26 protein-coding genes are annotated in these 25,750 nt (G+C 66.4%); 23 read left to right on the top strand and 3 right to left on the bottom strand.

Features of this window, described 5'->3' with window-relative positions; translation table 11 throughout:
• The first annotated feature begins 91 nt into the window (after positions 1–91).
• The 22 genes from DFS13_RS07650 to nagZ all read left to right on the top strand — a co-directional run bounded on the left by DFS13_RS07650 (position 92) and on the right by nagZ (position 19,894).
• Positions 92–727 (top strand): DUF177 domain-containing protein, encoded by a 636-nt coding sequence (locus DFS13_RS07650; RefSeq protein ID WP_006489698.1) that lies wholly within the window; start codon positions 92–94, stop codon positions 725–727.
• A 98-nt stretch (positions 728–825) separates the two neighbouring features.
• Positions 826–1,005: a 50S ribosomal protein L32 gene (rpmF, locus tag DFS13_RS07655; protein WP_006051932.1), complete on the top strand. Its 180-nt coding sequence runs from the start codon at positions 826–828 to the stop codon at positions 1,003–1,005.
• Between the two features lie 129 nt (positions 1,006–1,134).
• Complete coding sequence (plsX, locus tag DFS13_RS07660) at positions 1,135–2,241, top strand: phosphate acyltransferase PlsX (RefSeq protein WP_006489700.1); 1,107 nt, start codon at positions 1,135–1,137, stop codon at positions 2,239–2,241.
• Positions 2,242–3,231, top strand: a complete 990-nt coding sequence (locus DFS13_RS07665; protein ID WP_006489693.1) for a beta-ketoacyl-ACP synthase III — start codon at positions 2,242–2,244, stop codon at positions 3,229–3,231.
• A gap of 84 nt (positions 3,232–3,315) precedes the next feature.
• Positions 3,316–4,248 carry an ACP S-malonyltransferase gene (fabD, locus tag DFS13_RS07670; RefSeq protein WP_058902116.1) on the top strand — a complete coding sequence of 311 codons (933 nt, stop codon included), beginning with the start codon at positions 3,316–3,318 and terminating at the stop codon, positions 4,246–4,248.
• Positions 4,249–4,284: 36 nt separating this feature from the next.
• On the top strand, positions 4,285–5,034 hold the full coding sequence (fabG, locus tag DFS13_RS07675; protein ID WP_006476504.1) for a 3-oxoacyl-ACP reductase FabG: 750 nt from the start codon (positions 4,285–4,287) through the stop codon (positions 5,032–5,034).
• A 144-nt stretch (positions 5,035–5,178) separates the two neighbouring features.
• Positions 5,179–5,418 (top strand): acyl carrier protein, encoded by a 240-nt coding sequence (gene acpP, locus DFS13_RS07680; RefSeq protein ID WP_111441537.1) that lies wholly within the window; start codon positions 5,179–5,181, stop codon positions 5,416–5,418.
• Positions 5,419–5,582: 164 nt separating this feature from the next.
• A complete protein-coding gene (gene fabF / locus DFS13_RS07685; protein WP_111441538.1) occupies positions 5,583–6,815 on the top strand; it encodes a beta-ketoacyl-ACP synthase II in 1,233 nt (410 codons plus the stop codon).
• An 11-nt stretch (positions 6,816–6,826) separates the two neighbouring features.
• On the top strand, positions 6,827–7,291 hold the full coding sequence (locus tag DFS13_RS07690) for a hypothetical protein (RefSeq protein WP_077189686.1): 465 nt from the start codon (positions 6,827–6,829) through the stop codon (positions 7,289–7,291).
• Positions 7,292–7,382: 91 nt separating this feature from the next.
• A complete protein-coding gene (gene rpoE / locus DFS13_RS07695) occupies positions 7,383–7,982 on the top strand; it encodes an RNA polymerase sigma factor RpoE (protein ID WP_006490873.1) in 600 nt (199 codons plus the stop codon).
• Between the two features lie 86 nt (positions 7,983–8,068).
• Positions 8,069–8,686 carry a sigma-E factor negative regulatory protein gene (locus tag DFS13_RS07700; RefSeq protein ID WP_048986991.1) on the top strand — a complete coding sequence of 206 codons (618 nt, stop codon included), beginning with the start codon at positions 8,069–8,071 and terminating at the stop codon, positions 8,684–8,686.
• 5 nt (positions 8,687–8,691) lie between these two features.
• Positions 8,692–9,744 (top strand): MucB/RseB C-terminal domain-containing protein, encoded by a 1,053-nt coding sequence (locus DFS13_RS07705; RefSeq protein WP_012492434.1) that lies wholly within the window; start codon positions 8,692–8,694, stop codon positions 9,742–9,744.
• A 16-nt stretch (positions 9,745–9,760) separates the two neighbouring features.
• Positions 9,761–11,257 (top strand): DegQ family serine endoprotease, encoded by a 1,497-nt coding sequence (locus DFS13_RS07710; RefSeq protein ID WP_034200832.1) that lies wholly within the window; start codon positions 9,761–9,763, stop codon positions 11,255–11,257.
• 7 nt (positions 11,258–11,264) lie between these two features.
• Entirely contained in the window at positions 11,265–11,501 is a 237-nt protein-coding gene (locus DFS13_RS07715) for a glutaredoxin family protein (protein WP_006476497.1), read from the top strand.
• Positions 11,502–11,690: 189 nt separating this feature from the next.
• A complete protein-coding gene (lepA, locus tag DFS13_RS07720; RefSeq protein ID WP_006490871.1) occupies positions 11,691–13,484 on the top strand; it encodes a translation elongation factor 4 in 1,794 nt (597 codons plus the stop codon).
• Positions 13,485–13,500: 16 nt separating this feature from the next.
• The gene (gene lepB / locus DFS13_RS07725) at positions 13,501–14,394 is read left to right on the top strand and encodes a signal peptidase I (RefSeq protein ID WP_006490870.1); all 894 of its coding nucleotides are present in this window, start codon (positions 13,501–13,503) and stop codon (positions 14,392–14,394) included.
• A gap of 153 nt (positions 14,395–14,547) precedes the next feature.
• Positions 14,548–15,777, top strand: a complete 1,230-nt coding sequence (rnc, locus tag DFS13_RS07730; protein ID WP_111441539.1) for a ribonuclease III — start codon at positions 14,548–14,550, stop codon at positions 15,775–15,777.
• A gap of 60 nt (positions 15,778–15,837) precedes the next feature.
• A complete protein-coding gene (gene era, locus DFS13_RS07735; RefSeq protein ID WP_006485602.1) occupies positions 15,838–16,737 on the top strand; it encodes a GTPase Era in 900 nt (299 codons plus the stop codon).
• Entirely contained in the window at positions 16,724–17,560 is an 837-nt protein-coding gene (recO, locus tag DFS13_RS07740; RefSeq protein ID WP_006497720.1) for a DNA repair protein RecO, read from the top strand. Before era ends, recO begins: the two co-directional genes overlap by 14 nt.
• On the top strand, positions 17,557–18,333 hold the full coding sequence (gene pdxJ / locus DFS13_RS07745; protein WP_111441540.1) for a pyridoxine 5'-phosphate synthase: 777 nt from the start codon (positions 17,557–17,559) through the stop codon (positions 18,331–18,333). The genes recO and pdxJ overlap by 4 nt, the downstream gene beginning before the upstream one ends.
• A gap of 81 nt (positions 18,334–18,414) precedes the next feature.
• Positions 18,415–18,849: a holo-ACP synthase gene (gene acpS / locus DFS13_RS07750; RefSeq protein ID WP_006485603.1), complete on the top strand. Its 435-nt coding sequence runs from the start codon at positions 18,415–18,417 to the stop codon at positions 18,847–18,849.
• 16 nt (positions 18,850–18,865) lie between these two features.
• Positions 18,866–19,894 carry a beta-N-acetylhexosaminidase gene (nagZ, locus tag DFS13_RS07755; RefSeq protein WP_006485604.1) on the top strand — a complete coding sequence of 343 codons (1,029 nt, stop codon included), beginning with the start codon at positions 18,866–18,868 and terminating at the stop codon, positions 19,892–19,894.
• A 174-nt stretch (positions 19,895–20,068) separates the two neighbouring features.
• Here nagZ and DFS13_RS07760 read toward each other — a convergent pair whose 3' ends face one another.
• From DFS13_RS07760 to earP, 3 genes are all read right to left on the bottom strand, one after another.
• A complete protein-coding gene (locus DFS13_RS07760) occupies positions 20,069–21,454 on the bottom strand; it encodes a sigma-54 dependent transcriptional regulator (RefSeq protein ID WP_006497719.1) in 1,386 nt (461 codons plus the stop codon).
• Positions 21,455–21,721: 267 nt separating this feature from the next.
• Positions 21,722–22,279, bottom strand: a complete 558-nt coding sequence (gene efp, locus DFS13_RS07765) for an elongation factor P (protein WP_006485608.1) — start codon at positions 22,277–22,279, stop codon at positions 21,722–21,724.
• A 137-nt stretch (positions 22,280–22,416) separates the two neighbouring features.
• The gene (gene earP, locus DFS13_RS07770; protein ID WP_062884672.1) at positions 22,417–23,610 is read right to left on the bottom strand and encodes an elongation factor P maturation arginine rhamnosyltransferase EarP; all 1,194 of its coding nucleotides are present in this window, start codon (positions 23,608–23,610) and stop codon (positions 22,417–22,419) included.
• A gap of 76 nt (positions 23,611–23,686) precedes the next feature.
• Between earP and uvrC the strand changes: the two genes are divergently transcribed.
• The gene (gene uvrC / locus DFS13_RS07775) at positions 23,687–25,723 is read left to right on the top strand and encodes an excinuclease ABC subunit UvrC (RefSeq protein WP_062884671.1); all 2,037 of its coding nucleotides are present in this window, start codon (positions 23,687–23,689) and stop codon (positions 25,721–25,723) included.
• Positions 25,724–25,750: the final 27 nt, after the last annotated feature.

Consider the following 25,750-nt stretch of genomic DNA (forward strand, 5'->3'; position numbering starts at 1 on the left):
CTTCGGAAGTAAAGTACGTCATCCTTCGATGAGCCGTACGCGAGCGGTGCCAAGCCGGATCCCGCAAGTCAGCCTGTAGGCAGGAGCGCACATGAACACTTCTTCTGGCAAACCTGCGGCGGCGCTCGATCCGCACGCGGTCGACCTGTTCGAGTTTGCCCGCAGCGGGCGGCAGGCAGCCGGCGCGGTGCACCTCTCGCAACTGCCGCGCATGTTAAACGAAGTGCCGACGGACGCGCCAGATCGCGACACGGTCTTCACGTGGCAGGCGGAAGGGTTCACGCAAAAGGAGTTGCAGGACGACGGCACCGACGGGCAGCAGCCGTATCTGCGCCTTGCGGTGCACGGCCATGCGTGGCTCACGTGCCAGCGCTGCATGACGCCGTACGACCAGACGTTCGACGTCGACATGACGTACCGGATCGTCGCGACCGAAGAAGAAGCTGAAGAATTTCCGCTCGACGACGATGAAGCCGATGTGATCGTGGGCTCACGCCAGTTCGATCTCGTCGACTTGATCGAAGAGGAATTGCTGCTTTCGTTGCCGCTCGTGCCCAAGCACGAGGTTTGCCCGGCAGTTCACGAAAGCCTCGTGTCGGGCGCGAGCGGTCCCACGGAAGAGACGGACGAGGCGTCCGACGAAGCCGGGGACGAAGGCAAACGGCCGAATCCGTTCGCAGCGCTGGAAGCGTTGAAGAAGGACGGTGACGGCACCAAGAAACACTAAGCAGTTGTGGCGCGGGAAGGCGTAAGGGCTTTGGGCCAGGGTAGTTAAGCGCCGGATCGGGCTGTGTTAGAATCCGGAAAATTATTTAGGAGTTAGTCATGGCAGTCCAGCAAAACAAGAAGTCGCCGTCGAAGCGCGGCATGCATCGTTCGCACGATTTCCTGACGGCAGCGCCGCTGGCAGTCGAGCCGAGCACGGGTGAAGTGCACCTGCGTCACCACGTCAGCCCGAACGGCTACTATCGCGGCAAGAAAGTCGTCAAGACGAAGAACGACTAAGCGTCAAGTCACGCGTTGCGCGCTACGCTCGCCGTTCGCGTGACAACTGGTTCGCTTGACACTTTCCTGGCTCAACAAAAAGGCGGCATTCAACTGCCGCTTTTTTGTGCCTGAAATTCGTCGCATTCCATGACCGTAAAGCTCACAATCGATTGCATGGGAGGCGACCACGGCCCGTCCGTGACCGTTCCCGCGGCAGTCAAGTTCGTCCGCGCGCATCCCGATGCGCACCTGATGCTCGTCGGCATCGAAAGCGCGATTCGCGCTCAGCTGAAGAAGCTGAAAGCCCTCGACGATCCCGCGTTGACCATCGTGCCCGCCACCGAAGTCGTGGCGATGGACGATCCTGTCGAAGTGGCGCTGCGCAAGAAGAAGGATTCTTCGATGCGCGTCGCGCTCAACCACGTCAAGGACGGCGCGGCGCAGGCCTGCATCTCCGCCGGCAATACCGGCGCGCTGATGGCCGTTTCCCGTTACGTACTCAAGACGCTGCCCGGCATCGAGCGGCCCGCGATCGCGTTCGCGCTGCCGAACCCGACCGGCTACACGATGATGCTGGACCTCGGCGCGAACGTCGACTGCGAACCGCAGCACCTGCTGCAGTTCGCGGAGATGGGGCACGCGCTCGTGGCCGCGCTCGAAGGCAAGGAGCGCCCGACGATCGGCCTGCTGAACATCGGCGAAGAGGTCATCAAGGGCAACGAGACGATCAAGCGCGCAGGCGAGCTGCTGCGTGCCAGCACGCTCAATTTCCGCGGCAACGTGGAAGGCAACGACATCTACAAGGGCACCGTCGACGTGATCGTGTGCGACGGCTTCGTCGGCAACGTCGCGCTGAAGACGTCCGAGGGGCTCGCGCAGATGCTGTCGGACATCATCCGCGAGGAGTTCGGCCGCTCGCTGATGTCGAAGCTGATGGCGCTGCTCGCGCTGCCTGTGCTGATGCGCTTCAAGAAGCGCGTCGACCACCGCCAGTACAACGGCGCGGCGCTGCTGGGGCTGAAGAGCCTCGTGATCAAGAGCCACGGTTCGGCCGACGCCTACGCGTTTGAGTGGGCGATCAAACGCGGGTATGATGCCGTCAAAAACGGGGTGCTGGAGCGCCTCGCGCGCGCGATGGCGGATAATTCAGTGTCGCTCGGCGACGGCGAACACGACGCGGGCGGCGCGGGCCATGCAAGCCCGGCCGCAGGCCATCACGCCGAACCTTCCGCTGCGCAATCCTCTAAAGCATAAATGGCCCAATCGACTCTCTATTCCCGCGTGCTCGGCACGGGCAGCTACCTGCCGCCCGACCGCGTCACGAACCAGCAGTTGACCGATCGTCTTGCGAAGGAAGGCATCGAGACGAGCGATGAATGGATCGTGGCGCGCACGGGCATCCATGCGCGCCATTTCGCCGCACCGGACGTCACGACGAGCGATCTCGCGCTCGAGGCGTCGCGTCGTGCGATCGAAGCGGCCGGTGTCGATCCGCAGTCGATCGACCTGATCATCGTCGCGACTTCGACCCCCGATTTCGTGTTCCCGAGCACCGCGTGCCTGCTGCAGAACAAGCTCGGCATCAAGAACGGCGGCGCGGCATTCGACGTACAGGCCGTGTGTTCGGGCTTCGCGTACGCGATGGCGACGGCCGACAGCTTCATCCGCAGCGGCCAGCATCGTACGGCGCTCGTGGTCGGCGCGGAGACGTTCTCGCGCATTCTCGACTTCAAGGACCGCACGACCTGCGTGCTGTTCGGCGACGGTGCCGGCGCGGTGATCCTGTCCGCGTCGGAAGAGCCGGGCGTGCTCGGCAGCGCGCTGCATGCGGACGGCAGCTACTCGAACATCCTGTGTACGCCGGGCAACGTCAACCGCGGCGTGATCGACGGCAGCGCGTTCCTGCACATGGACGGACAAGCCGTGTTCAAGCTCGCGGTCAACGTGCTCGAAAAGGTCGCGATCGAAGCGCTCGCGAAGGCGAATCTCGCGCCCGAGCAAATCGACTGGCTGATTCCGCACCAGGCCAACATCCGCATCATGACCAGCACCTGCCGCAAGCTCGGCCTGCCGCAGGAGCGCATGGTCGTGACGGTCGACCAGCACGGCAATACGTCGGCCGCGTCGATCCCGCTGGCGCTCGACGCCGCGGTGCGCGACGGTCGCATCCAGCGTGGCCAGCACGTGCTGATCGAAGGCGTCGGCGGCGGCTTCACCTGGGGCGCGTCGGTCTTCCGCTTCTGATCCGCGGCGCGCGACAAGCCGCGCGCGGATCCCATCGGCGCGCCGTTCGTGCGCGCCGTCCGAATCGATTCAATTGGGGACGATATGAAATTTGCATTCGTTTTTCCGGGGCAGGGCTCGCAGGCGATCGGCATGCTCAACGCATTCGCCGATCTGGCCGTCGTGCGCGAGACGCTCCAGGAAGCATCCGATGCACTCAATCAGGATCTCGGCAAGCTGATCGCCGAAGGCCCGGCCGAAGAACTGAACCTGACCACCAACACGCAGCCCGTGATGCTGACCGCGGCGTACGCGTGCTACCGCGCGTGGCAGCAGGCAGGCGGCCCGGCGCCGTCGATCGTCGCCGGCCACAGCCTCGGTGAATACACGGCGCTCGTCGCGGCCGGCGCACTTGCGTTCAAGGATGCGGTGCCGCTCGTGCGCTTTCGTGCACAGGCGATGCAGACGGCCGTGCCGGTCGGCCAGGGCGGCATGGCCGCGATCCTGGGCCTCGACGACGACACGGTGCGCGCGGTATGCGCGGAAGCCGCGGAGGCGGGCGTCGTCGAAGCGGTGAACTTCAATGCTCCGGCGCAGGTCGTGATCGCGGGCAGCAAGGCCGCGGTCGAAAAGGCATGCGAGATCGCTAAGGCGAAGGGCGCGAAGCGCGCGCTGCCGCTGCCGGTGTCGGCGCCGTTCCATTCGTCGCTGCTCAAGCCGGCGTCGGACCAGCTGCGCGACTACCTCGCGAACGTCGACGTGAAGGCGCCGCAGATTCCGGTCGTCAACAACATCGACGTTGCCGTGGTCAGCGATCCGGCCGCGATCAAGGATGCGCTGGTGCGCCAGGCCGCGGGCCCGGTGCGCTGGGTCGAGTGCGTGCGGCATATCGCCGGCACGGGCGTCACGCACGTGATCGAATGCGGTCCGGGCAAGGTGCTGGCCGGCCTGACGAAGCGCATCGACGGCAACCTGACGGGTGCGTCGGTGTTCGATCCGGCTTCGCTCGACGAAGCGCTCAAGCTCGTGACCGCCTGACGCGGCGCCTTTTCCCAAGCAACGGACATTCGATTCATGGACAAGACTCTCGATAAACAGGTTGCGATCGTGACCGGCGCGTCGCGCGGCATCGGCCGTTCGATCGCGCTCGAACTCGCGCGCCTGGGCGCGACGGTGATCGGCACGGCGACGAGCGAATCGGGCGCCGCCGCGATCACCGCGGCGTTCGCGGAAGCGGGCGTCACGGGCCGCGGCGCGGTGCTGAACGTCAACGACGCGGCAGCCGCCGAGGCACTGATCGATGCGACCGTGAAGGAATTCGGCGCGCTGAACGTGCTCGTCAACAACGCGGGCATCACGCAGGATCAGCTCGCGATGCGGATGAAGGACGAGGACTGGGACGCGGTGATCGACACCAATCTGAAGTCGGTGTTCCGCCTGTCGCGCGCGGTGCTGCGCCCGATGATGAAGGCGCGCGGCGGCCGTATCATCAACATCACGTCGGTGGTCGGCTCGGCCGGCAATCCGGGTCAGGTCAACTACGCGGCCGCGAAGGCCGGCGTCGCGGGCATGACGCGTGCGCTCGCGCGCGAAATCGGCAGCCGCGGCATCACGGTGAACTGCGTGGCGCCGGGCTTCATCGACACCGACATGACGAAGACGCTGCCGGAAGAACAGCAGGCCGCGCTCAAGACCCAGATTCCGCTCGGCCGCCTCGGCAGCCCGGAGGACATCGCCCATGCCGTCGCGTTCCTCGCATCGCCGCAGGCCGGTTACATCACCGGCACGACGCTGCACGTGAACGGCGGCATGTACATGTCGTAACGGTTTTCGTTTACCATCCGCGCCGTATCCCGTTTTTCAGGCGGATCGGCGCTTGATCGACCATCAAGCCAACGCGCGTTTTGGCGTCAGCAAACCTGATAAAATGCGCGCACTTGTAAATCTGAACTTTCCCTCGGAGGGGTAATGGACAACATCGAACAACGTGTCAAGAAGATCGTCGCTGAACAACTGGGCGTCGCGGAAGCCGAGATCAAGAACGAAGCTTCGTTCGTGAACGACCTGGGCGCGGACTCGCTCGACACGGTCGAACTGGTGATGGCTCTCGAAGACGAGTTCGGCATGGAAATCCCGGACGAAGAAGCAGAGAAGATCACGACCGTTCAGCAAGCGATCGACTACGCTCGCACAAACGTCAAGGCGTAAGCGCCTTTCGCGCTTGTCCGCCACGTCGCCGCGATCTTCGCGATTGACGCGCCATCCTGCCGGCTTCGCGCCGGACGGACTAACAGCCACAGGGCTCGCAGGGCTGGTTCCTGTGGCCACTGTGGCTTTTGTTTTTGTCATCCAATAATGGAAAAGAGGTTACCGTGAGCCGCCGTCGTGTTGTCGTTACAGGCCTGGGGCTGATTTCGCCTGTTGGCAATAATGTTGCCGACGGCTGGGCCAATCTCGTCGCCGGCAAGTCCGGTATCGCCACCGTCACGAAGTTCGATGCGTCGAACCTCGCCTGCCATTTCGCGGGCGAAGTGAAGGGCTTCAGCGCCGAGGAGTACATCCCGGCGAAGGAAGCCCGGAACATGGATACGTTCATCCATTACGGCATCGCCGCCGGCGTCCAGGCCATCAAGGACAGCGGGCTGGAAGTGACCGAAGCCAACGCGGAGCGCATCGGCGTGCTGGTCGGTTCCGGCATCGGCGGCCTGCCGATGATCGAAGACACGCACCAGACCTACGTCGATCGTGGCGCGCGCCGGATTTCGCCGTTCTTCGTGCCGGGCTCGATCATCAACATGATCTCGGGTCACCTGAGCATCATGTTCGGCCTGAAGGGCCCGAACCTCGCGGCCGTCACGGCCTGCACGACCGGCCTGCACAGCATCGGCCTCGCCGCGCGCCTGATCCAGGCCGGCGACGCCGACGTGATGGTCGCGGGCGGCGCCGAATCGACGGTGTCGCCGCTCGGCATCGGCGGGTTCGCCGCCGCGCGCGCGCTGTCGACCCGCAACGACGATCCGGCCACCGCGTCGCGTCCGTGGGACAAGGACCGCGACGGCTTCGTGCTGGGCGAGGGCTCGGGCGTGATGGTGCTCGAGGAGTACGAGGCGGCGAAGGCGCGCGGCGCGAAGATCTACGCGGAAGTCGTGGGCTTCGGCATGACGGGTGACGCGTACCACATGACCGCGCCGAACATGGACGGCCCGCGCCGCTGCATGGTCGCGGCGCTGCGCGACGCCGGCCTGAATGCCGACGAGGTGCAGTACCTGAACGCGCATGGCACGTCGACGCCGCTGGGCGACAAGAACGAGTCCGACGCGGTGAAGGCGGCCTTCGGCGAGCACGCGTACAAGATGGTGGTCAACTCGACGAAGTCGATGACGGGCCACCTGCTGGGTGGCGCGGGCGGCCTCGAATCGGTGTTCACGGTGCTGGCACTGCACAACAACGTGTCGCCGCCGACCATCAACATCTTCAACCAGGACCCCGAGTGCGATCTCGATTACTGCGCGAACACCGCGCGTGACATGACGATCGACGTTGCCGTGAAGAACAACTTCGGCTTCGGCGGGACCAACGGCACGCTGGTGTTCAAGCGCGTCTGACGTCGAATCGCTTGACGAGTCCATTCGATGCTCCGGCCGGGCGTCCGCAGCGCTTTGCGTTGCGGGCCTCGGCCGTGTCGTATCTCGTGCTGGCCGCGTTCGTCGCATCGGCTGCCGCGTCGGCGTACCTGTTCTGCGCGCCGCGCGCGGGCGCTGTCGCCGGCGCCGGCGTGTCGGCCGCGACGGCGGCACTGCTGGCCGTATGGGCGGCGCGGGCCAGCGCCCGCCGGCTGCCGGCCGAGCTGCGGATCGATGCGTTCGGGGAGATTGCGGCGTTTGGCCGCACCGGGCGATTGCTGGCCCGCGGTCGCGTGACCGGCCATGCGCACTGGAGCAGCCTGCTGCTGGTGCTGTCGATCGGGCAGGGCGCCCGGCGCGCGCGGCCGCTGCTGATTCCGGCCGACGCGCTCGACGCCGCGTCGTTCAGCGCGCTATCGGTGCTGGCGAGAACGGCTGGGGCGGCGGGGCAGGCATGACGGCGGCGCGGTTACCGACCGTAACCAGCGGCCGGCGCCGGAACGCTACAATAACGCTCCGCGTTGCATCCCTAGTTAACGGATTTGTCAGGTGAGTGAAAAAGAAATCGATCAGGCTCTGGTCGAGCGCGTACAGAAGGGCGACAAGGCGGCGTTCGAACTCCTGGTCTCCAAATACCACCGCAAGATCATCCGGCTGATCTCGCGCCTCGTGCGGGATCCCGCCGAGGTCGAGGATGTGGCCCAGGACGCGTTCATCAAGGCGTATCGTGCGCTGCCGCAATTCCGCGGCGAATCGGCGTTCTATACGTGGTTGTACCGAATTGCCGTCAACACGGCGAAGAACTACCTTGCGACGCAAGGCCGCCGGGCGCCGACCTCGACCGAGGCCGATGCGGAGGAAGCGGAAACTTTCTCGGACGCAGACCAACTAAGGGATATCAACACGCCTGAGTCGATGTTGATGAGCAAGCAGATTGCCGAGACGGTCAACGCTGCGATGGCTCTGCTGCCCGAAGAACTGCGCCAGGCAATCACACTGCGCGAGATCGAGGGCCTGAGCTACGAAGAGATCGCGGAAATGATGGGCTGTCCGATCGGGACGGTCCGCTCGCGGATCTTCCGTGCGCGCGAGGCAATCGCTGCCAAATTGCGTCCGCTGCTCGATACGCCCGAAGGCAAGCGCTGGTAAGCGCGACGGGCGGAACGACGCGGGTCGGGGTCTAGTTACGGATAGAGTCGTGAAGTCACGACGGGGTGTGCAAGATGGGGAGCATCATGGGGTCGGTCAATACGCAATCGCAAGCGTGCTCGCGCGGCGAGCGCCTTTCCGCGCTGGTCGACGGCGAAATGTTCGATGGCCCGGATCACGGGCAGTTTCTGGCTGAGCTCGACCGCGCGGATCGCGCTGCGTGGGCCCATTACCACCTGATCGGCGATGCGCTGCGCTCGGACGAGCTCGCGCTGCCGCCCGCGCTGAGCGTCGCGTTTACCGCACGCATGTCGGCCGCGCTCGAAAGCGAGCCGCACCTGCTGGCTCCGGCGGCCGCGCCGGCCGCGCGCAAGCTGCTGTCGCTGCGTCGGCGCGTCGTGCCCGCGTTCGCGGTGGCCGCCGCGGCGGCCACGCTGACCTGGGTCGTCGTCCCGCAAATGCAGACGGCCGGTACGCCGGGCGCCGTCCAGGTCGCCTCGGTCGGCGCGCAGCAGGGCGGCAACCTGCAGCGCGTGACGGTTGCGCAGGCATCGGCCCAGCCCGGCCTGCAGGACGTCAACATCATTCGCGACGCCAGCCTCGACCAATACCTTGAAGCGCACCAGCAATTCGCCCAGCAGCCCGTCGTCACGGGTTCGATGCCGCTGATCCGCGCTGCCGTGACCACCACGCCAGGCCAATAAACCCGATGCGGACATTGCAGTTGAATCACGCCATCTCCGGATGGAAGCGGCTGCCGGCCCTCCTGCTTTGCGCAGCCGCCCTGTTGTCCGTTCAATCCCTTCCCGCCAGTGCCCAGCAACCGGACGATCCCGTCGCGACCCGCAAGGGCGCCGCGGACTGGCTCGACCGCGTCCAGCAGGCGGCGCAGCAGCAGAGCTACGAAGGTACGTTCGTCTACCAGCGCGGCGGGTACGTGCAGTCGTCGCGCATCGCGCACGTCGCGTCCCGCGACGGCGAGTTCGAACGGATCGAGACGCTCGACGGCAAGCCGCGCAAGCTGCTGCGGCACAACGACGAGCTGTACACGTTCGTGCCCGAGCGCAAGCTGTGCGTGGTCGAGCGCCGTCAGACGCGCGACTCGTTTCCCGCGCTGCTCGGCGCGAGCGGCGAACACGTGATGTCCGTCTACGATGCGAAGTCGCTCGGCAAGGACCGCGTGGCCGGGATCGACGCGCAGGTCGTCGAGCTCGTGCCGAAGGATGCGTACCGTTTCACGTACAAGCTGTGGGCCGACGCGCGCACCGGGCTGCTGCTGCGTTCGCAGACGCTCGACGCGAACGATCACGTGCTCGAGCAGATCGCGTTCTCGCAATTGCAGACGGGCGGCGCAAGCGGCGACAAGGCCGCGATCGCAGCCGGCATGCGCAACCTGAGCGGCTGGACGGTCGTGCGCCCGCCGGTCGCGACGGTCGACATGGAAGCGCAGGGCTGGCAGCTCGCGCCGAGCGTCGCCGGCTTCCAGAAGATTCGTGAAGTGCGCCGGCCGATGGCCGCGCGCGATGCCGGCGATCCGCCGATCCCGGTCGATCAGGCGGTCTTCACGGACGGCCTCGCGACGATCTCGGTTTTCATCGAGCCGGCCGAAAAGAATACGCGCAAGGAAGGCGCGGGCAGCACCGGGGCGACGCACGTTCTCGTGAAGCGCCGCGGCGACTACTGGATCACCGTGCTCGGCGAAGTGCCGCCGGCGACGTTGCAGCAGTTCGCGTCTGCCATAGAATACAAGGCTTCCAAGTAACGCTACGGCTTCCGACATGACGAAACTCACGCTGCGCAAAGTGCTCGCGGCGGCGGCGCTGTGTGCCTGCCTGCCGCTCGTCCCGCAAACCGCGGTCGCGGTCACGCCTCCCGCCGCAAGCCTGCCCGACTTTGCCGATCTGGTCGAAAAGGTCGGGCCGGCCGTCGTGAACATCCGGACCACCGCCAACGTGCCGACGAGCGGCCCGCGCGGCATGCTCCCGCCCGGCTTCGACAACGGCGACATGTCGGAATTCTTCCGGCGCTTCTTCGGCATCCCGCTGCCGCAGGCGCCCGGCAACGGTGGCGGCAGCGGCAGCAACCCGAAGAACGCGCCGGCGCCGGACAATCCGCCCGATACCGAGCAGAACCGCGGCGTCGGCTCGGGCTTCATCGTGTCGGCCGACGGTTACGTGATGACCAATGCGCACGTCGTCGACGATGCGGACACCATCTACGTGACGCTGACCGACAAGCGCGAATTCAAGGCGAAGCTGATCGGCGTCGACGACCGCACGGACGTCGCGGTCGTCAAGATCCAGGCGTCGAACCTGCCGGTCGTCGCGATCGGCGATTCGAACAAGGTGCGCGTCGGCGAGTGGGTCGTCGCGATCGGTTCGCCGTTCGGCCTCGACAACACGGTCACGGCCGGCATCGTCAGCTCGAAGAGCCGCAACACGGGCGACTACCTGCCGTTCATCCAGACCGACGTGGCCGTGAACCCTGGCAACTCGGGCGGCCCGCTGATCAACATGCAGGGCGAGGTGATCGGCATCAACTCGCAGATCTACAGCCGCACCGGCGGCTTCATGGGCATTTCGTTCGCGATTCCGATCGACGAGGCGATGCGCGTGGCCGACCAGCTGAAGGCGACCGGCAAGGTCACGCGCGGCCGGATAGCGGTGGCGATCGGCGAGGTGACGAAGGACGTGGCCGATTCGATCGGGCTGCCGAAGGCCGAAGGCGCGCTCGTCAGCAGCGTCGAGCCGGGCGGCCCGGCCGACAAGGCAGGCATCCAGCCGGGCGACATTATCCTGAAGTTCAATGGCCGTCCGGTCGATGCGGCGTCGGACCTGCCGCGCATGGTCGGCGACACGAAGCCCGGCACGAAGGCGACGGTCAGCGTATGGCGCAAGGGTCAGGCACGCGATCTGCCGATCACGATCGCCGAGACGCCGGCCGAGTCGACGGCGAAGGCCGAGCAGCGCAAGAACGCGCCGCAGAAGCCGCGCCAGACCAATTCGCTCGGGCTGACGGTCAGCGACCTGACAGCGGAGCAGATGAAGACGCTGAAGCTGAAGAACGGCGTGCAGATCGACGGCGTCGACGGCCCGGCCGCCCGGGCGGGCCTGCAGCGCGGCGACATCGTGCTGCGTGTCGGCGACACCGACATCACGAGCGCGAAGCAGTTCGCCGACGTGACCGCGCAGCTCGATCCGCAGAAGGCGGTCGCGGTGCTCGTGCGGCGTGGCGACAACACGCAGTTCGTGCCCGTGCGGCCGCGCCAGAAGTAACGCGTCGATGTTCACGCTCTACGGCCGCGGCTGGTGCCACCTGTGCGACGACATGCGCGACGCACTGGCGCCGGTGGCGGCCGAATTCGGTGTCGCGGTCGACTACATCGACATCGACACCGATGCAGCGCTGGTCGCGCGTTACGACGAGGACGTGCCCGTGCTGCTGCTGGACGGCGCGGAAGTGTGCCGCCACCGGTTCGACGACGCGCGGGTGCGCGACGCGCTGGCGGCCCGGCGCTGAATCCGGCCCGCCGCCGGCCGACGCCGTTTTCGCACGGGGTTCGATCCGGCGGGCGCCCGCCCCGCGTGGCAGGGCGTCCGAAATCCCGCCCGGCAAAAGCCTTTTCGGCTAAAATAAGCCGTTTTTTCACCGACTTACAAGGCGTGCTCCGCAGTCGTGAGCGCGCCTTTTTCGCTTGATCGGCACTGAATGGATCATATTCGCAATTTCTCGATCATCGCCCACATCGACCATGGCAAGTCGACACTCGCGGATCGCATCATCCAGGTATGCGGCGGCCTCGCCGACCGTGAAATGGAAGCGCAGGTGCTCGACTCGATGGACATCGAGCGCGAGCGCGGCATCACGATCAAGGCGCAAACAGCCGCGCTGACCTATCGCGCACGCGACGGCAAGGTCTACAACCTGAACCTGATCGACACGCCGGGGCACGTCGACTTCTCGTACGAGGTCAGCCGTTCGCTGTCCGCGTGCGAAGGCGCGCTGCTGGTCGTCGACGCCAGCCAGGGCGTCGAGGCGCAGACGGTCGCGAACTGCTACACGGCGATCGAGCTCGGCGTCGAGGTCGTGCCCGTGCTGAACAAGATCGACCTGCCGGCCGCGAACCCCGAGAACGCGATCGAGGAGATCGAGGACGTGATCGGCATCGACGCGACCGACGCGACGCGCTGCAGCGCGAAGACCGGCCTCGGCGTCGAAGACGTGCTCGAGTCGCTGATCGCGAAGGTGCCGCCGCCGAAGGGCGATCCGACCGCGCCGCTGCAGGCGCTGATCATCGATTCGTGGTTCGACAACTACGTCGGCGTCGTGATGCTCGTGCGTATCGTCAACGGCACGCTGCGCCCGAAGGACAAGATCAAGATGATGGCGACCGGCGCGCAGTATCCGGTCGAGCACGTCGGCGTGTTCACGCCGAAGTCGCGCAATCTCGAGTCGCTGTCGGCCGGGCAGGTGGGCTTCATCATCGCCGGCATCAAGGAACTGACGGCCGCGAAGGTCGGCGATACCGTCACGCACGCGGCCAAGGCCGCTGCCGAGCCGCTGCCGGGCTTCAAGGAAGTGAAGCCGCAGGTGTTCGCGGGGCTGTATCCGGTCGAGGCGAACCAGTACGACGCGCTGCGCGAATCGCTCGAGAAGCTGAAGCTGAACGACGCATCGCTGCAGTACGAGCCGGAAGTGTCGCAGGCGCTCGGCTTCGGTTTCCGCTGCGGCTTCCTCGGGCTGCTGCACATGGAAATCGTGCAGGAGCGGCTCGAGCGCGAATTCGACATGGATCTCATCACGACCGCGCCGACGGTCGTCTACGAGGTCGTGCAGAGCGACGGCTCGACGATCATGGTCGAGAACCCGGCGAAGATGCCGGAGCCCGGCCGCATCGCCGAAGTCCGCGAACCGATCGTCACCGTGAACCTGTACATGCCGCAGGATTACGTCGGCTCGGTGATCACGCTGTGCGAGCAGAAGCGCGGCTCGCAGATCAACATGCAGTATCACGGCCGCCAGGTGCAGCTCACGTACGAGATCCCGATGGCCGAGATCGTGCTCGACTTCTTCGATCGCCTGAAGTCGGTGTCGCGCGGCTATGCGTCGATGGACTACGAGTTCAAGGAATACCGTTCGTCGGACGTCGTGAAGGTCGACATGCTGATCAACGGCGACAAGGTCGATGCGCTGTCGATCATCGTGCACCGGTCGCAGTCGCAATACCGCGGCCGCGAAGTCGCCGCGAAGATGCGCGAGATCATTCCGCGCCAGATGTACGACGTGGCGATCCAGGCCGCGATCGGCGCGCACATCGTCGCGCGCGAGAACATCAAGGCGCTGCGCAAGAACGTGCTCGCGAAGTGCTACGGCGGCGACATCACGCGAAAGAAGAAGCTGCTCGAGAAGCAGAAAGAAGGTAAGAAACGCATGAAGCAGGTGGGTTCGGTCGAGATCCCGCAGGAGGCGTTCCTCGCGATCTTGCGCGTCGAAGACAAATAACAGGACTGATCCTTTTATGAATTTTGCGCTGATTCTTTTTGTGCTCGTCGTCGTGACGGGCGTAGCGTGGGTGCTGGACAAACTGGTGTTCCTGCCGCGGCGTCGCAAGGCGGCCGACTCGGCGATCGAGGAGTTCGATCGCCAGCAGTCGCGCATCGACAAGCGTTTCGCGGACGAAAACGCCGCGCAGACGCGTTCGAAGCTGCGTGACGAAAAGCTGCGCCAGCCGTGGTGGCTCGAGTACACCGCGAGCTTCTTCCCGGTGATCCTGGCCGTGTTCGTCGTGCGTTCGTTCGTCGTCGAGCCGTTCAAGATTCCGTCGGGCTCGATGGTGCCGACGCTGCTCGTCGGCGACTTCATCCTCGTCAACAAGTTCGAGTACGGGCTGCGCCTGCCGGTCACCAACACGAAGATCACGCAGGGCAGCCCGCTGTCGCGCGGCGACGTCGTCGTGTTCCGCTATCCGAAGGACGAGTCGGTCGACTACATCAAGCGCGTGATCGGCCTGCCGGGCGACACGGTCGCGTACCAGGACAAGCAGCTCACGATCAACGGCCAGCCGGTGCCCGAAACGCCGCTGCCCGATTTCTTCGACGACGAGCGCCAGAATTACGCGAAGCAGTTCGAGGAAACGATCGGCAACAAGAAGAACGCGATCCTCAACAACCCGGCCGTGCCGCCGTTCGTGATGGGCGCATACGACTATCCGTATCGAGACAACTGCACGTACAACAGCCGCGGCGTGATCTGCAAGGTGCCGCCCGGCCACTACTTCATGATGGGCGACAACCGCGACAACAGCGCGGACAGCCGCTACTGGGGTTTCGTGCCGGACCAGAACATCGTCGGCCGCGCGTTCTTCATCTGGATGAACTTCAGCGACCTGAAGCGCATCGGTTCCTTCAACTGATCGCATTCGATTCACACGCAATACGCGACGCACGGGCCGCGTCGCGTATTGCCGAACTACTTTAAGAACCGGCGGTAACACCGCCTCGTCACGCCTTTTCGGGTCCGGCCGTGCCGTTTCGGCCCGACCGGCGCCCGCGTTATACTCCTGCACATGCCCCTATCCCAGTTGGAAAGCCGGCTGCGCTACGAATTTCGCAATGCGGAATTGCTGCGCCAGGCTTTGACCCATCGCAGTCACAGTGCCACGCACAACGAACGGCTCGAGTTTCTCGGCGATTCCGTTCTGAATTGCGCGGTGGCCGCTCTTTTGTTCCAGCGTTTCGGCAAGCTGGACGAAGGTGACCTGTCGCGCGTACGCGCCAACCTCGTCAAACAGCAGTCGCTGTACGAAATTGCTCAGGCCCTGAATATCTCGGACGGCCTGCGGCTGGGCGAGGGCGAACTGCGCAGCGGCGGGTTCCGTCGCCCGTCGATCCTCGCGGACGCGTTCGAAGCCATCATCGGGGCCGTGTTCCTCGATGGGGGCTTCGAAGCCGCCCAAGGGGTCATCAAGCGGCTCTATATCCCGATTCTCGACCACATCGATCCGCGCACGCTCGGCAAGGACGCGAAGACGCTGCTGCAGGAATACCTGCAGGGGCACAAGATCGCGCTGCCGACCTATACGGTCGTCGCGACCCATGGTGCGGCGCACAATCAGCAGTTCGAGGTCGAGTGCACGGTGCCGAAGCTCGACGTGAAGGTATCGGGCTCCGGCGCGAGCAGGCGCGCGGCCGAGCAGGCCGCCGCGAAGAAGGCGCTCGACGAGGTGATGGCGGCCGCACCGATGCTGGCCGCGAAGCCGAAGCGCTCGAAAAACGCGCGCGGCTCCAAGCATGTCGAACCCGAGATCGTGCCGGGCGTGAAGGGCGTGCAGGAAGCGCTCGACCTGCGCTCGCCCGAGCGGAAGGAACGTGCGGCGGCGCGCGAGGCCAGGGCGGCCGGCGCGGCGCCGGGGGCCGCCGCGGCGGCTGCAGCGGCGGGCGCTGAGCCGGCCGTCGCGCCGATGGCCGCGATCCGGGCCGCGCACGTCGAGCCGGCGGCGGACAAGGGCGAACGGGCGGCGAAGCCGGCGACCGACAAGGTGGCCGACAAACCGGCCGAGCGGCCCGACAAGGCCGCGGAAAAGTCCGCCGAGGCCGCGCCGCGCGCAGCCGACAAGCCGGCCGGCCAGGCAACCGATCCGGCGCCCTCGTCGGCCGACAAGCCCTCCGCGAGTGCCGATTCCGCCGCGCGCACGCCCGCGCGCGCACGCGATGCCGCGGCGCCCGACGCCGATACGCCGCTCGGCGGCGCGAGTCTTGCTGCCGCGCAGGCGCGCGTGGCCGATGCCGACCACTGAATTGCCCAGCGATCGTGCCGCGCGCCGCGCGGCCGTTTCCGAACCTGTCTCCCAAACGATATGAACACTCCCGCTCCTACCGGTTTCCGTTGCGGCATGATCGCGATCGTGGGCCGCCCGAACGTCGGCAAGTCGACGTTGATGAACGCACTCGTCGGCCAGAAGATCAGCATCACGTCGCGCAAGGCGCAGACGACCCGCCACCGCATCACCGGCATCAACACGTTCGACGACGCGCAATTCGTATTCGTCGACACGCCGGGCTTTCAGACCCGTCACAGCACCGCGCTGAACCGTTCGCTGAACCGCGCGGTCACGTCGACGCTGACGTCGGTCGACGTGATCCTGTTCGTGATCGAGGCCGGCCGCTTCGGCCCCGACGACCAGAAGGTGCTCGACCTGATCCCGCCCGGCATGCCGACGCTGCTGATCGCGAACAAGATCGATCGCGTGAACGACAAGGCGTCGCTGTTCCCGTTCATGCAGAAGGTGAGCGAACTGCGCGAATTCACCGAGCTCGTGCCGCTGTCGGCGCAGAAGCCGGAAGACATCAAGCGCCTGCTGGACACGATCAAGCCGTACCTGCCGGAAGGCGAGCCGATCTACGGCGAGGACGAGCTGACCGACCGCAGCTCGCGTTTTCTCGCGGCCGAAATCCTGCGCGAGAAGGTGTTCCGCTGGACCGGCGACGAGCTGCCGTACACGAGCACCGTGCTGATCGACAAGTTCGAGGAGGAGGGGCGCCTGAAGCGCATCTTCGCGACGATCCTCGTCGAGCGCGATTCGCACAAGGCGATGGTGATCGGCAAGAAGGGCGAGAAGCTCAAGCAGATCAGCACCGAGGCGCGGATGGACATGGAAAAGCTGTTCGACGGCCCCGTATACCTCGAGACCTTCGTGAAGGTGAAGAGCGGCTGGGCCGACAACGAGGCGGGGCTGCGTGCCTATGGGTACGAATGACGCGCTGACGTCGACCGAAGACGCGGTGGCGGCCGGCGCGAACGACGCGCCGTTGCCGGCACCGCCCGAACCGCCGCGCAAGGCGCGGCGCGCGACGTCTCGCACGTCCGATTTCCGCGTCGCCGAGCAGCCGGCGTTCGTGCTGCACAGCTATCCGTATCGGGAAACGAGCCTGATCGTCGACGTGCTGACACGTGACCACGGCCGGCTCGCGCTCGTCGCGAAGGGCGCGAAGCGCCCGCACTCCGCGTTGCGCGGCGTGTTGCAGACGTTCCAGCCGCTGCTGCTGTCCTGGTCCGGCAAATCCGAGGTGCGCACGCTGACGGGCGCCGAGTGGGTCGGCGGGATGCTGCCGCTCGGCGGCGACGGCCTGTTGTGCGGTTTCTACGCGAACGAGCTGCTCGTGAAATTCTGCGCCCGCGAGGATCCGCAGCCGCCGCTGTTCAATCATTACGTGCTGACCCTCACGCGTCTCGCGCACGGCGAGCCCGCGGTGCAGGTGCTGCGCTCGTTCGAACGCGTGCTGCTGCGCGAGACCGGCTATGCGATGGCGCTGAACCGCACGGTCGCCCGTCGCGCGGTCGAACCCGAGCGCCGCTACGTGTTCGATCCGGAGCGTGGCGTACGCAATGCGGACGACGACGTGCCGTCGCACTGGCCGGTCATCACCGGCCAGACGTTGCTCGACATGGAGCAGGACGATTACCATCGAGCCCAGACGGTTGCGCAGAGCAAGACGCTGATGCGCTTCCTGCTGAACACCTATCTCGGCGGTACGCCGCTCGCCACGCGTCAGATCCTGATCGACCTGCAAAACCTATGAGCTTCTTCCTGACAACGCCCACCGCCATCGACCTCGGCGTGAACATCGACCACGTCGCGACGCTGCGCAATGCGCGCGGCACGCGCTATCCCGATCCGATCCGCGCGGCGCTCGCCGCCGAAGAGGCGGGCGCGGACGCGATCACGCTGCACCTGCGCGAGGATCGCCGTCACATCGTCGACGCGGACGTGCGCCAGTTGCGCCCGCTGCTGAAGACGCGCATGAACCTCGAATGCGCGGTGACGGCCGAGATGCTCGACATCGCTTGCGAAGTGCGTCCGCACGACGCATGCCTCGTGCCGGAGAAGCGCGAGGAACTGACGACTGAAGGCGGTCTCGACGTGGCCGGCCACTTCGAGGCGGTGCGCGCCGCATGCAAGCAGCTCGCCGACGAGGGCGTGCGCGTGTCGCTGTTCATCGACCCGGACGACACGCAGATCCGCGCTGCGCACGAAGCGGGCGCGCCGGTGATCGAGCTGCATACGGGCCGCTACGCGGAAGCGCACGACGAAGCGGAGCAGCAGCGCGAATACGAGCGTATCGTCGCGGGCGTGCAGGCCGGCGCGCAGCTTGGCCTGAAGGTCAATGCGGGCCATGGGCTGCACTACACGAACGTGCAGCAGATCGCCGCGATCGACGGCATCGTCGAGCTGAACATCGGCCACGCGATCGTCGCGCACGCGATCTTCGCGGGCTGGGACAACGCGGTGCGCGAGATGAAGGCGATCATGGTCGCCGTACGCGTCGCCGCGCTGCATGGCGGCGCGCGCTGACGATGCGAGGCCGCCGCGCCCCGCACGCCGTTGGCGACGCGTTTGACCCGGCCTCGCCGGGCCACCCCGGCGGAGACTGACATGGCGATCTACGGCATCGGTACCGACATCGCGCAGGTGAGCCGCGTCGCGGCTGTGCTCGAACGCACGGGCGGCCGGTTTGCCGAGAAGGTGCTCGGCCCCGACGAACTGCGCGTGTTCCACGCCCGGCGCGCCCGCTCCGAGGCGCGCGGCATCGCGTTTCTCGCGACGCGCTTCTCCGCGAAGGAAGCGTTCTCGAAGGCGATCGGGCTCGGCATGCATTGGCCGATGACGTGGCGCGCGCTGCAGACGCTCAATCATCCAAGCGGCGAGCCGTACGTGGTCGCATCCGGCGAGCTGGCCGAATGGCTGGCCGCGCGCGGCATCACGGCACGTGTGACGGTCAGCGACGAACGCGACTACGCGGTGTCGTTCGTGGTCGCCGAAACGGACGCCGCGCCTGGCACTGCACCTGTTTCCCGAACTTCTTCCTGACGGAATTCACGATTCGATGAAAACGACTCCCGGCCCGGTCATGCTCGACGTCGTCGGCACGACCCTGTCGCGCGACGATGCGCGGCGCCTCGCGCATCCGAATACCGGCGGCGTGATCCTGTTCGCGCGGCACTTCCAGAATCGTGCGCAACTGACCGCGCTGACCGATTCGATCCGCGCGGTGCGCGAAGACATCCTGATCGCCGTCGATCACGAAGGCGGGCGCGTGCAGCGGTTCCGCACCGACGGTTTCACGGTGCTGCCCGCGATGCGTCGCCTCGGCGAGCTGTGGGATCGCGACGTGCTGCTCGCGACGAAGGTCGCGACCGCCGTCGGTTACATCCTGGCCGCCGAGCTGCGCGCTTGCGGGATCGACATGAGCTTCACGCCCGTCCTCGATCTCGACTACGGGCACTCGAAGGTGATCGGCGATCGTGCGTTCCATCGTGATCCGCGCGTCGTCACGCTGCTGGCGAAGAGCCTGAACCACGGCCTGTCGCTTGCCGGCATGGCAAACTGCGGCAAGCATTTTCCCGGGCACGGCTTCGCGGAGGCCGATTCGCACGTCGCGCTGCCGACCGACGACCGCACGCTCGACGCGATCCTCGAGCAGGACGTCGCGCCGTACGACTGGCTCGGGCTGTCGCTGGCCGCGGTGATCCCGGCGCACGTGATCTACACGCAGGTCGACAAGCGGCCGGCGGGCTTTTCGCGCGTGTGGCTGCAGGACATCCTGCGCGGCAAGCTCGGCTTCACGGGTGCGATCTTCAGCGACGACCTGTCGATGGAGGCTGCCCGCGAAGGCGGCACGCTCACGCAGGCCGCCGACGCCGCGCTCGCCGCCGGTTGCGACATGGTGCTCGTCTGCAATCAGCCGGATGCAGCCGAAGTCGTGCTGAACGGACTGAAGGCGCGGGCCTCGGCCGAGTCGGTGCGGCGCATCAAGCGGATGCGTGCGCGCGGCAAGGCGCTCAAGTGGGACAAGCTGATCGCGCAGCCCGAGTATCTGCAGGCACAGGCGCTGTTGAGCAGCGCGCTGGCGTAAGCGGGCAGGGTGGGCGCGGATCGTGTCGTTCCGGTCCCTCCAAACGAAAAAGCCGCGCAATCGCGCGGCTTTTTTTACGGGTGGCGACAGCCTGATTCGAACAGTCGCCGGCACGGATTTGAACGCAACTAACGGTCAGATCGAGCCAGCGCCCGTATCCAGGGCGCCGTTCGCTCAGTTCACCTTCATCCGCTGCAGCTTGTTGTACAGCGTCTTCGGGCTGATGCCGAGCAGCGTTGCGGCGCGGTGGCGCGTACCGCCGACCGCGTCGAGCGTCGCGCGGATCAGCAGATCCTCGACGTCGGACAGCGGCGTGCCGACCTTGATCTGCACGCTGCTGCCGTTCAGCGCGGCGCCGGCGGAGAAGCTGGCCTCGCCCGCGCGCAGCGTCTCGATGAAGTCGCCCGATGCGTCGTACGCGAAGCGCACGCGCTCCTGCAGCTCGCGCACGTTGCCCGGCCATTCGTACGACAGGCATTCGCGCACGAAGCCTGGCGCCGCGCGCTTGTCGGTCGTGCTGCGGCCGGTTGCGCGCGCTTCGCGGTTCAGTTCGTCGATCTGCGCATCCGCGATCGCGAGTGCGTCGCCGTCGCGCTCGCGCAGCGGGGGCATCGTGATCGATGCCGCATCGAGGCGCAGCCACAGATCCTCCCGCAGCGTGCCGTTTGCCACCGCTTCACGCGCCGGGCGGCGCGTGGCCGCGATCAGCCGGAAATCGCTGGTGATCGAGCTCGTACCGCCGATCCGCATGAAGTTCTGCGAATCGAGCGCGTGCAGCAGCGCTTCCTGCAGCACGAGCGGCAGTGCGGTGATTTCGTCGAGGAACAGCGTGCCGCCGCCGGCTTGCTCGAACAGGCCGGACTCGCGGCGCTCCGCGCCGTCGAAGGCGCCGCGCTCGTGGCCGAACAGCACGCTGTCGAGCGACGCGCCATGCCGGCCGGCCTGCGCGAGCATCCGGCAGTCGAACGACACGAACGGCCCCTTGCGGCGCCGGCTCAGCTCGTGCAGCGTGCGCGCGGCCAGCTTCTTGCCGGTGCCGGCTTCGCCCGAGAACAGCACGGCCGTCTCGGTGCGGGCGTTGTGCTCGATCATGTCGTACACGTGCTGCATCGCGTCGCTGCGGCCGACCAGCGCGCCGAAGCGGCCCAGATGGCGCAGCGATGCCCGCAGCGACTGCACTTCGTCGATCAGTTCGTACGGGCGGGGAATCCGCGCGAGCAGGCTGCGCAGGCGCGGAATGTTGATCGGCTTGAGCAGGTAGTCCCAGATGCCGTGGCGCAAACCCTCGATGGCGCTCTCGACCGTCGCGTTGCCCGTCAGCACGATCACGGGCAGCGAGCCGTTCGGCTGTTGCTGCGGCAGGTGCTGGAGCAGGTCGAAGCCGCTGCCGTCCGGCAGGTTCAGGTCGACGAGCACGACGTCGGGAATCGAGCGGCCGAGCGCCGTGCGCGCTTCGGCGAGCGACGTGGCCGTGTCGACCGAGAAGCCGTCTGCGGCGAGCAGCGCGGTGAGGCCTGACAGGCTGTTGGGATCGTCTTCGACAATCAGGGCGTGTGGCATGGTGGACGCGAGTCGAGTCAAGAGAGGCGGGCTGTCGGCCAGCGGGCCGCAGCCGCATGTCGGATTAAAGACTGATTTTATGCCCCGCCGAACGCGTCACGCGCATTATTTCTCCGGCGCTATAAAACAGTTACCGATGATACAAATTGAATATCTTTACCGGTGGATTTTGTGCTGCTTATGGCGCCGGCTTGTGGCAGCTGTTGACGCCAGGCAAACAAAAAGCGCCCCGAAGGGCGCTTTGTTCGATGCGGATATCGCAGACGATTACGCGCGGCTGCGGTATTCGTTCGTGCGCGTATCGATTTCGATCTTGTCGCCGGTGTTGCAGAACAGCGGCACCTGCAGTTCGAAGCCGGTCGCCAGCTTCGCGTTCTTCAGCACCTTGCCCGACGACGTGTCGCCCTTGACGGCCGGTTCCGTGTAGGTGATTTCGCGAACGAGGATCGTCGGCAGTTCGACCGAGATGGCCTTCTCGTTGTAGAACACGACTTCGCAAGCCATGCCGTCTTCGAGGTAGTTCAGCGCTTCGCCCATCATTTCGGCTTCGACTTCGTACTGGTTGTAGTCGGCGTCCATGAACACGTACATCGGGTCGGCGAAGTACGAGTACGTCACTTCCTTGCGGTCGAGCACGACGACGTCGAACTTGTCGTCGGCCTTGTAGACCGATTCCTGACCTGCGTTCGACAGCAGGTTCTTCATCTTCATCTTGACGACGGCGGCGTTACGGCCCGACTTGTTGTATTCCGTCTTTGCGATGACCCAGGCGTCGCTGCCGATCTGCACGACGTTGCCTACGCGGAGTTCCTGTGCGGTTTTCATAAAAACACTGTCCTGATCAAATCAAATAAATAGGTGCCTGAGCGGTGCACAACGGGTGAGGCGCCAAGCAGATGCGTTCCGGTGGGCGCCCAAAGCTCAAACGCGAGCGCTTGCGTGGTCAGCCGTCGGATAACCGCTTATTTTAACTGAGATTTTGCGTATTCCGCCAGCTTTCCGGCGAGATCGCCGACGGCCGCGAGCGCGTCGGCCCAGCGGATCGCATTGGCGTCCAGCGCGGCGCGGTGTTGCCAGAAATCGGCCCAGTCGGGCGTGCCGGCGCCGTTCCACGCATGCCAGAACCGCTCGAGCGCCGCGCGCGGCGCATCGGGGAGGCCGGCCGACAGGTGCGCGAGCGCGGCATCGAGCTTCGGCAGGTGCACGTCGTCGGCCTGCGGGTAGATGTGCCACACGAACGGCTTGCGCGCCCATTGCGCGCGGACGAACGAATCCTCACCGCGCACGAAGTTGAGGTCGGCGACCCACAGCAGCGCGTCGTAGTCGGGCTGCGGAACGAACGCGAGCCCGTGGGCGGTCAGGTTGCCGCTGCGCGCGTGCGCGCCCGGCGCGAATGATTCGACCCCGAAAAAGCGCGCGACGGCCGGCGACACGCGCCCGGCGGGTACGAGCGCGATGACCGGCGACGGCCCGTCGCGCCACTGCGCGAGCAGCGCGTCGACGGCCGGGTTCTCGTAGGCGAACAGGCTGACGACCGTCGTGCCGGGCGCCGGCGGCGCGCCGCCGGTCGCGTGCCGCCACCACGCGGCGCGCGCTGCCGGGTCGGCGTCGAAGGCCGCGCGGCGTGCGTCGAGGTCGCGCTCCTTCGGCACGCCGCCGGTGCCGGCCGACAGGCCCGGAAAGAAGAACGTCTTCAGCAGCGGGTAGCGCGGATGCGGCGACGGCCGCAAATGGAAATCGGCGACCCAGTCCTCGGCGCTCAGGTATTCGAGGTTGATCCACACGGGGCGGCGCGCGCGTCGCGCCATCGCCGCGAGATACGGGCCGGGCAGCTCGCACGCGAACGCCTCGATCACGACATCGGCGATGTCCAGCGCGTCGCCGACTTCCGCATGCCAGTGCTCGATCACGATCGCGTCGACCGTCTGCCGGGTCGCGTCGGGGTCGACTTCCGGCAGCAGGCGCGCGAACGTGTGCAGGTCGTCGACGAACAGGCGAACCTGCCAGCCGTGCTCGTGCGCGAGCTGACGCGCGACGCGCCAGCACACGCCGATGTCGCCGAAATTGTCGATCACCGTGCAGAACAGGTCGCAGGCGATCGGTTCGCCCGGCGCGAGCGGCGCGGAAGAGAGTGGGGCAGCGGTGGTGCGTGGCATCGAAGCGGGCCGGTGAATGCTCTAAACTGGCGATTCTAATGGACCCGTTCCGCGTTACAAGGCGCCCGGATCACGCATGACATCCCCAGAAGCTTCCGATACTCCGTTCGAACCGAAGAAGATCCTTGCGCAGTTGCCGCACATGCCGGGTGTCTATCGCTATTACGACACGGCGGGCGCCGTCCTCTACGTCGGCAAGGCGCGCGACCTGAAAAAGCGCGTGTCGAGCTATTTCACGAAGACGCAACTGTCGCCGCGCATCGCGATGATGGTCACGCGCATCGCGCGCATCGAAACGACCGTCACGCGCTCGGAAGCCGAAGCGCTGCTGCTCGAGAACAACCTGATCAAGGCGCTCGCGCCGCGTTACAACATCCTGTTTCGCGACGACAAATCGTATCCGTACCTGAAGCTGACCGCGCACCGCTTTCCGCGGATGGCCTACTACCGCGGCTCAGTCGACAAGCAGAACCAGTATTTCGGGCCGTTCCCGAGTGCGTGGGCCGTGCGCGAGAGCATCCAGATCCTGCAGCGCGTGTTCCAGTTGCGCACCTGCGAGGATTCGGTCTTCAACAACCGCACGCGGCCGTGCCTGTTGCACCAGATCGGGCGGTGCACGGCGCCGTGCGTCGGCGCGATCTCCGACGAGGATTACGCGGTCGACGTGTCGAACGCCGCGCGGTTCCTGCTCGGCCGGCAGTCCGAAGTGATGAAGGAGCTCGAGCAGAAAATGCACGCGTTCGCGGCCGAACTGAAATTCGAGCAGGCGGCGGCCGTGCGCAACCAGATGAGCTCGCTCGCGACGGTGCTGCACCAGCAGGCGATCGAGGTCGGCAGCGACAGCGACGTCGACGTCCTGGCCGTCGTCGCGCAGGGCGGGCGCGTGTGCGTGAACCTCGCGATGGTGCGCGGCGGCCGGCACCTCGGCGACAAGGCCTATTTCCCGACGCACGTCGAAAGCGCACTGACGCTCGCCGAGGGCGGTCTCGGCGAAGAGGCCGAGCCGGCGGAGGCGGTCGATGCGACGGCCGACGCGGTGCCCGATCTGCCCGCGGAAGAGGCCGGCAGCGCGCGCGGCACGGCGGCCGCGGCGTCGGTCGAGGCCGAGGTGCTCGACGCGTTCATCGCGCAGCACTATCTCGGCAATCGCGTGCCGCCCGTGCTCGTCGTCAGCCATGCACCGGCGAGCCGCGACCTGCTGGATCTGCTGTCCGAGCAGGCCGGCCACAAGGTGTCGCTGGTGCGGCAGCCGCAGGGGCAGCGGCGCGCGTGGCTGTCGATGGCCGAGCAGAACGCGCGCCTCGCGCTCGCGCGGCTGCTGTCCGAGCAGGGCTCGCAGCAGGCGCGTACGCGCGCGCTGGCGGACGCGCTCAGCTACGACAGCGACGATCTCGCGACGCTGCGGATCGAATGCTTCGACATCAGCCATACGATGGGCGAGGCGACGCAGGCGTCGTGCGTCGTCTATCACCATCACAAGATGCAGTCGGGCGAATACCGCCGCTACAACATCACGGGCATCACGCCGGGCGACGATTACGCGGCGATGCGGCAGGTGCTCACGCGCCGCTACGAGAAGATGGTCGAGCAGGCCGCGCAGGCGGCGGCCGTCGACGAAGCGGCCGGCATCGACGGCGAGTCGACGCGCCAGGCCGAGGCGTCGAGCCTGCTGCCGAACATCGTGCTGATCGACGGCGGCAAGGGCCAGGTCGAGATCGCGCGGCAGGTATTCACCGAGCTCGGCCTCGATACGTCGATGCTGGTCGGCGTCGCGAAAGGCGAGGGGCGCAAGGTCGGCCTCGAAACGCTGGTGTTTGCGGACGGCCGCACGCCGCTCGAACTCGGCAAGGAGAGCGCCGCGCTGATGCTCGTCGCGCAGATCCGCGACGAGGCGCACCGTTTCGCGATCACCGGCATGCGGGCGAAGCGGGCGAAGGCGCGCCAGACGTCGCGACTCGAGGAACTCGAGGGCGTCGGCGCGAAGCGCCGGCAGCGGCTGCTCGCGCGCTTCGGCGGGTTGCGCGGCGTGGTGGCCGCGAGTGTCGAGGAACTGGCGAGCGTCGAGGGCATTTCGCACGCGCTCGCCGAGCAGATCTACAAGCAGCTTCACTGACGCGGCCGTGCGGCCGGCGGCGTTGCC

This window comes from Burkholderia sp. 28_3 (assembly GCF_003253915.1).
GTDB classification, from domain to species: Bacteria; Pseudomonadota; Gammaproteobacteria; order Burkholderiales; family Burkholderiaceae; genus Burkholderia; species Burkholderia cenocepacia.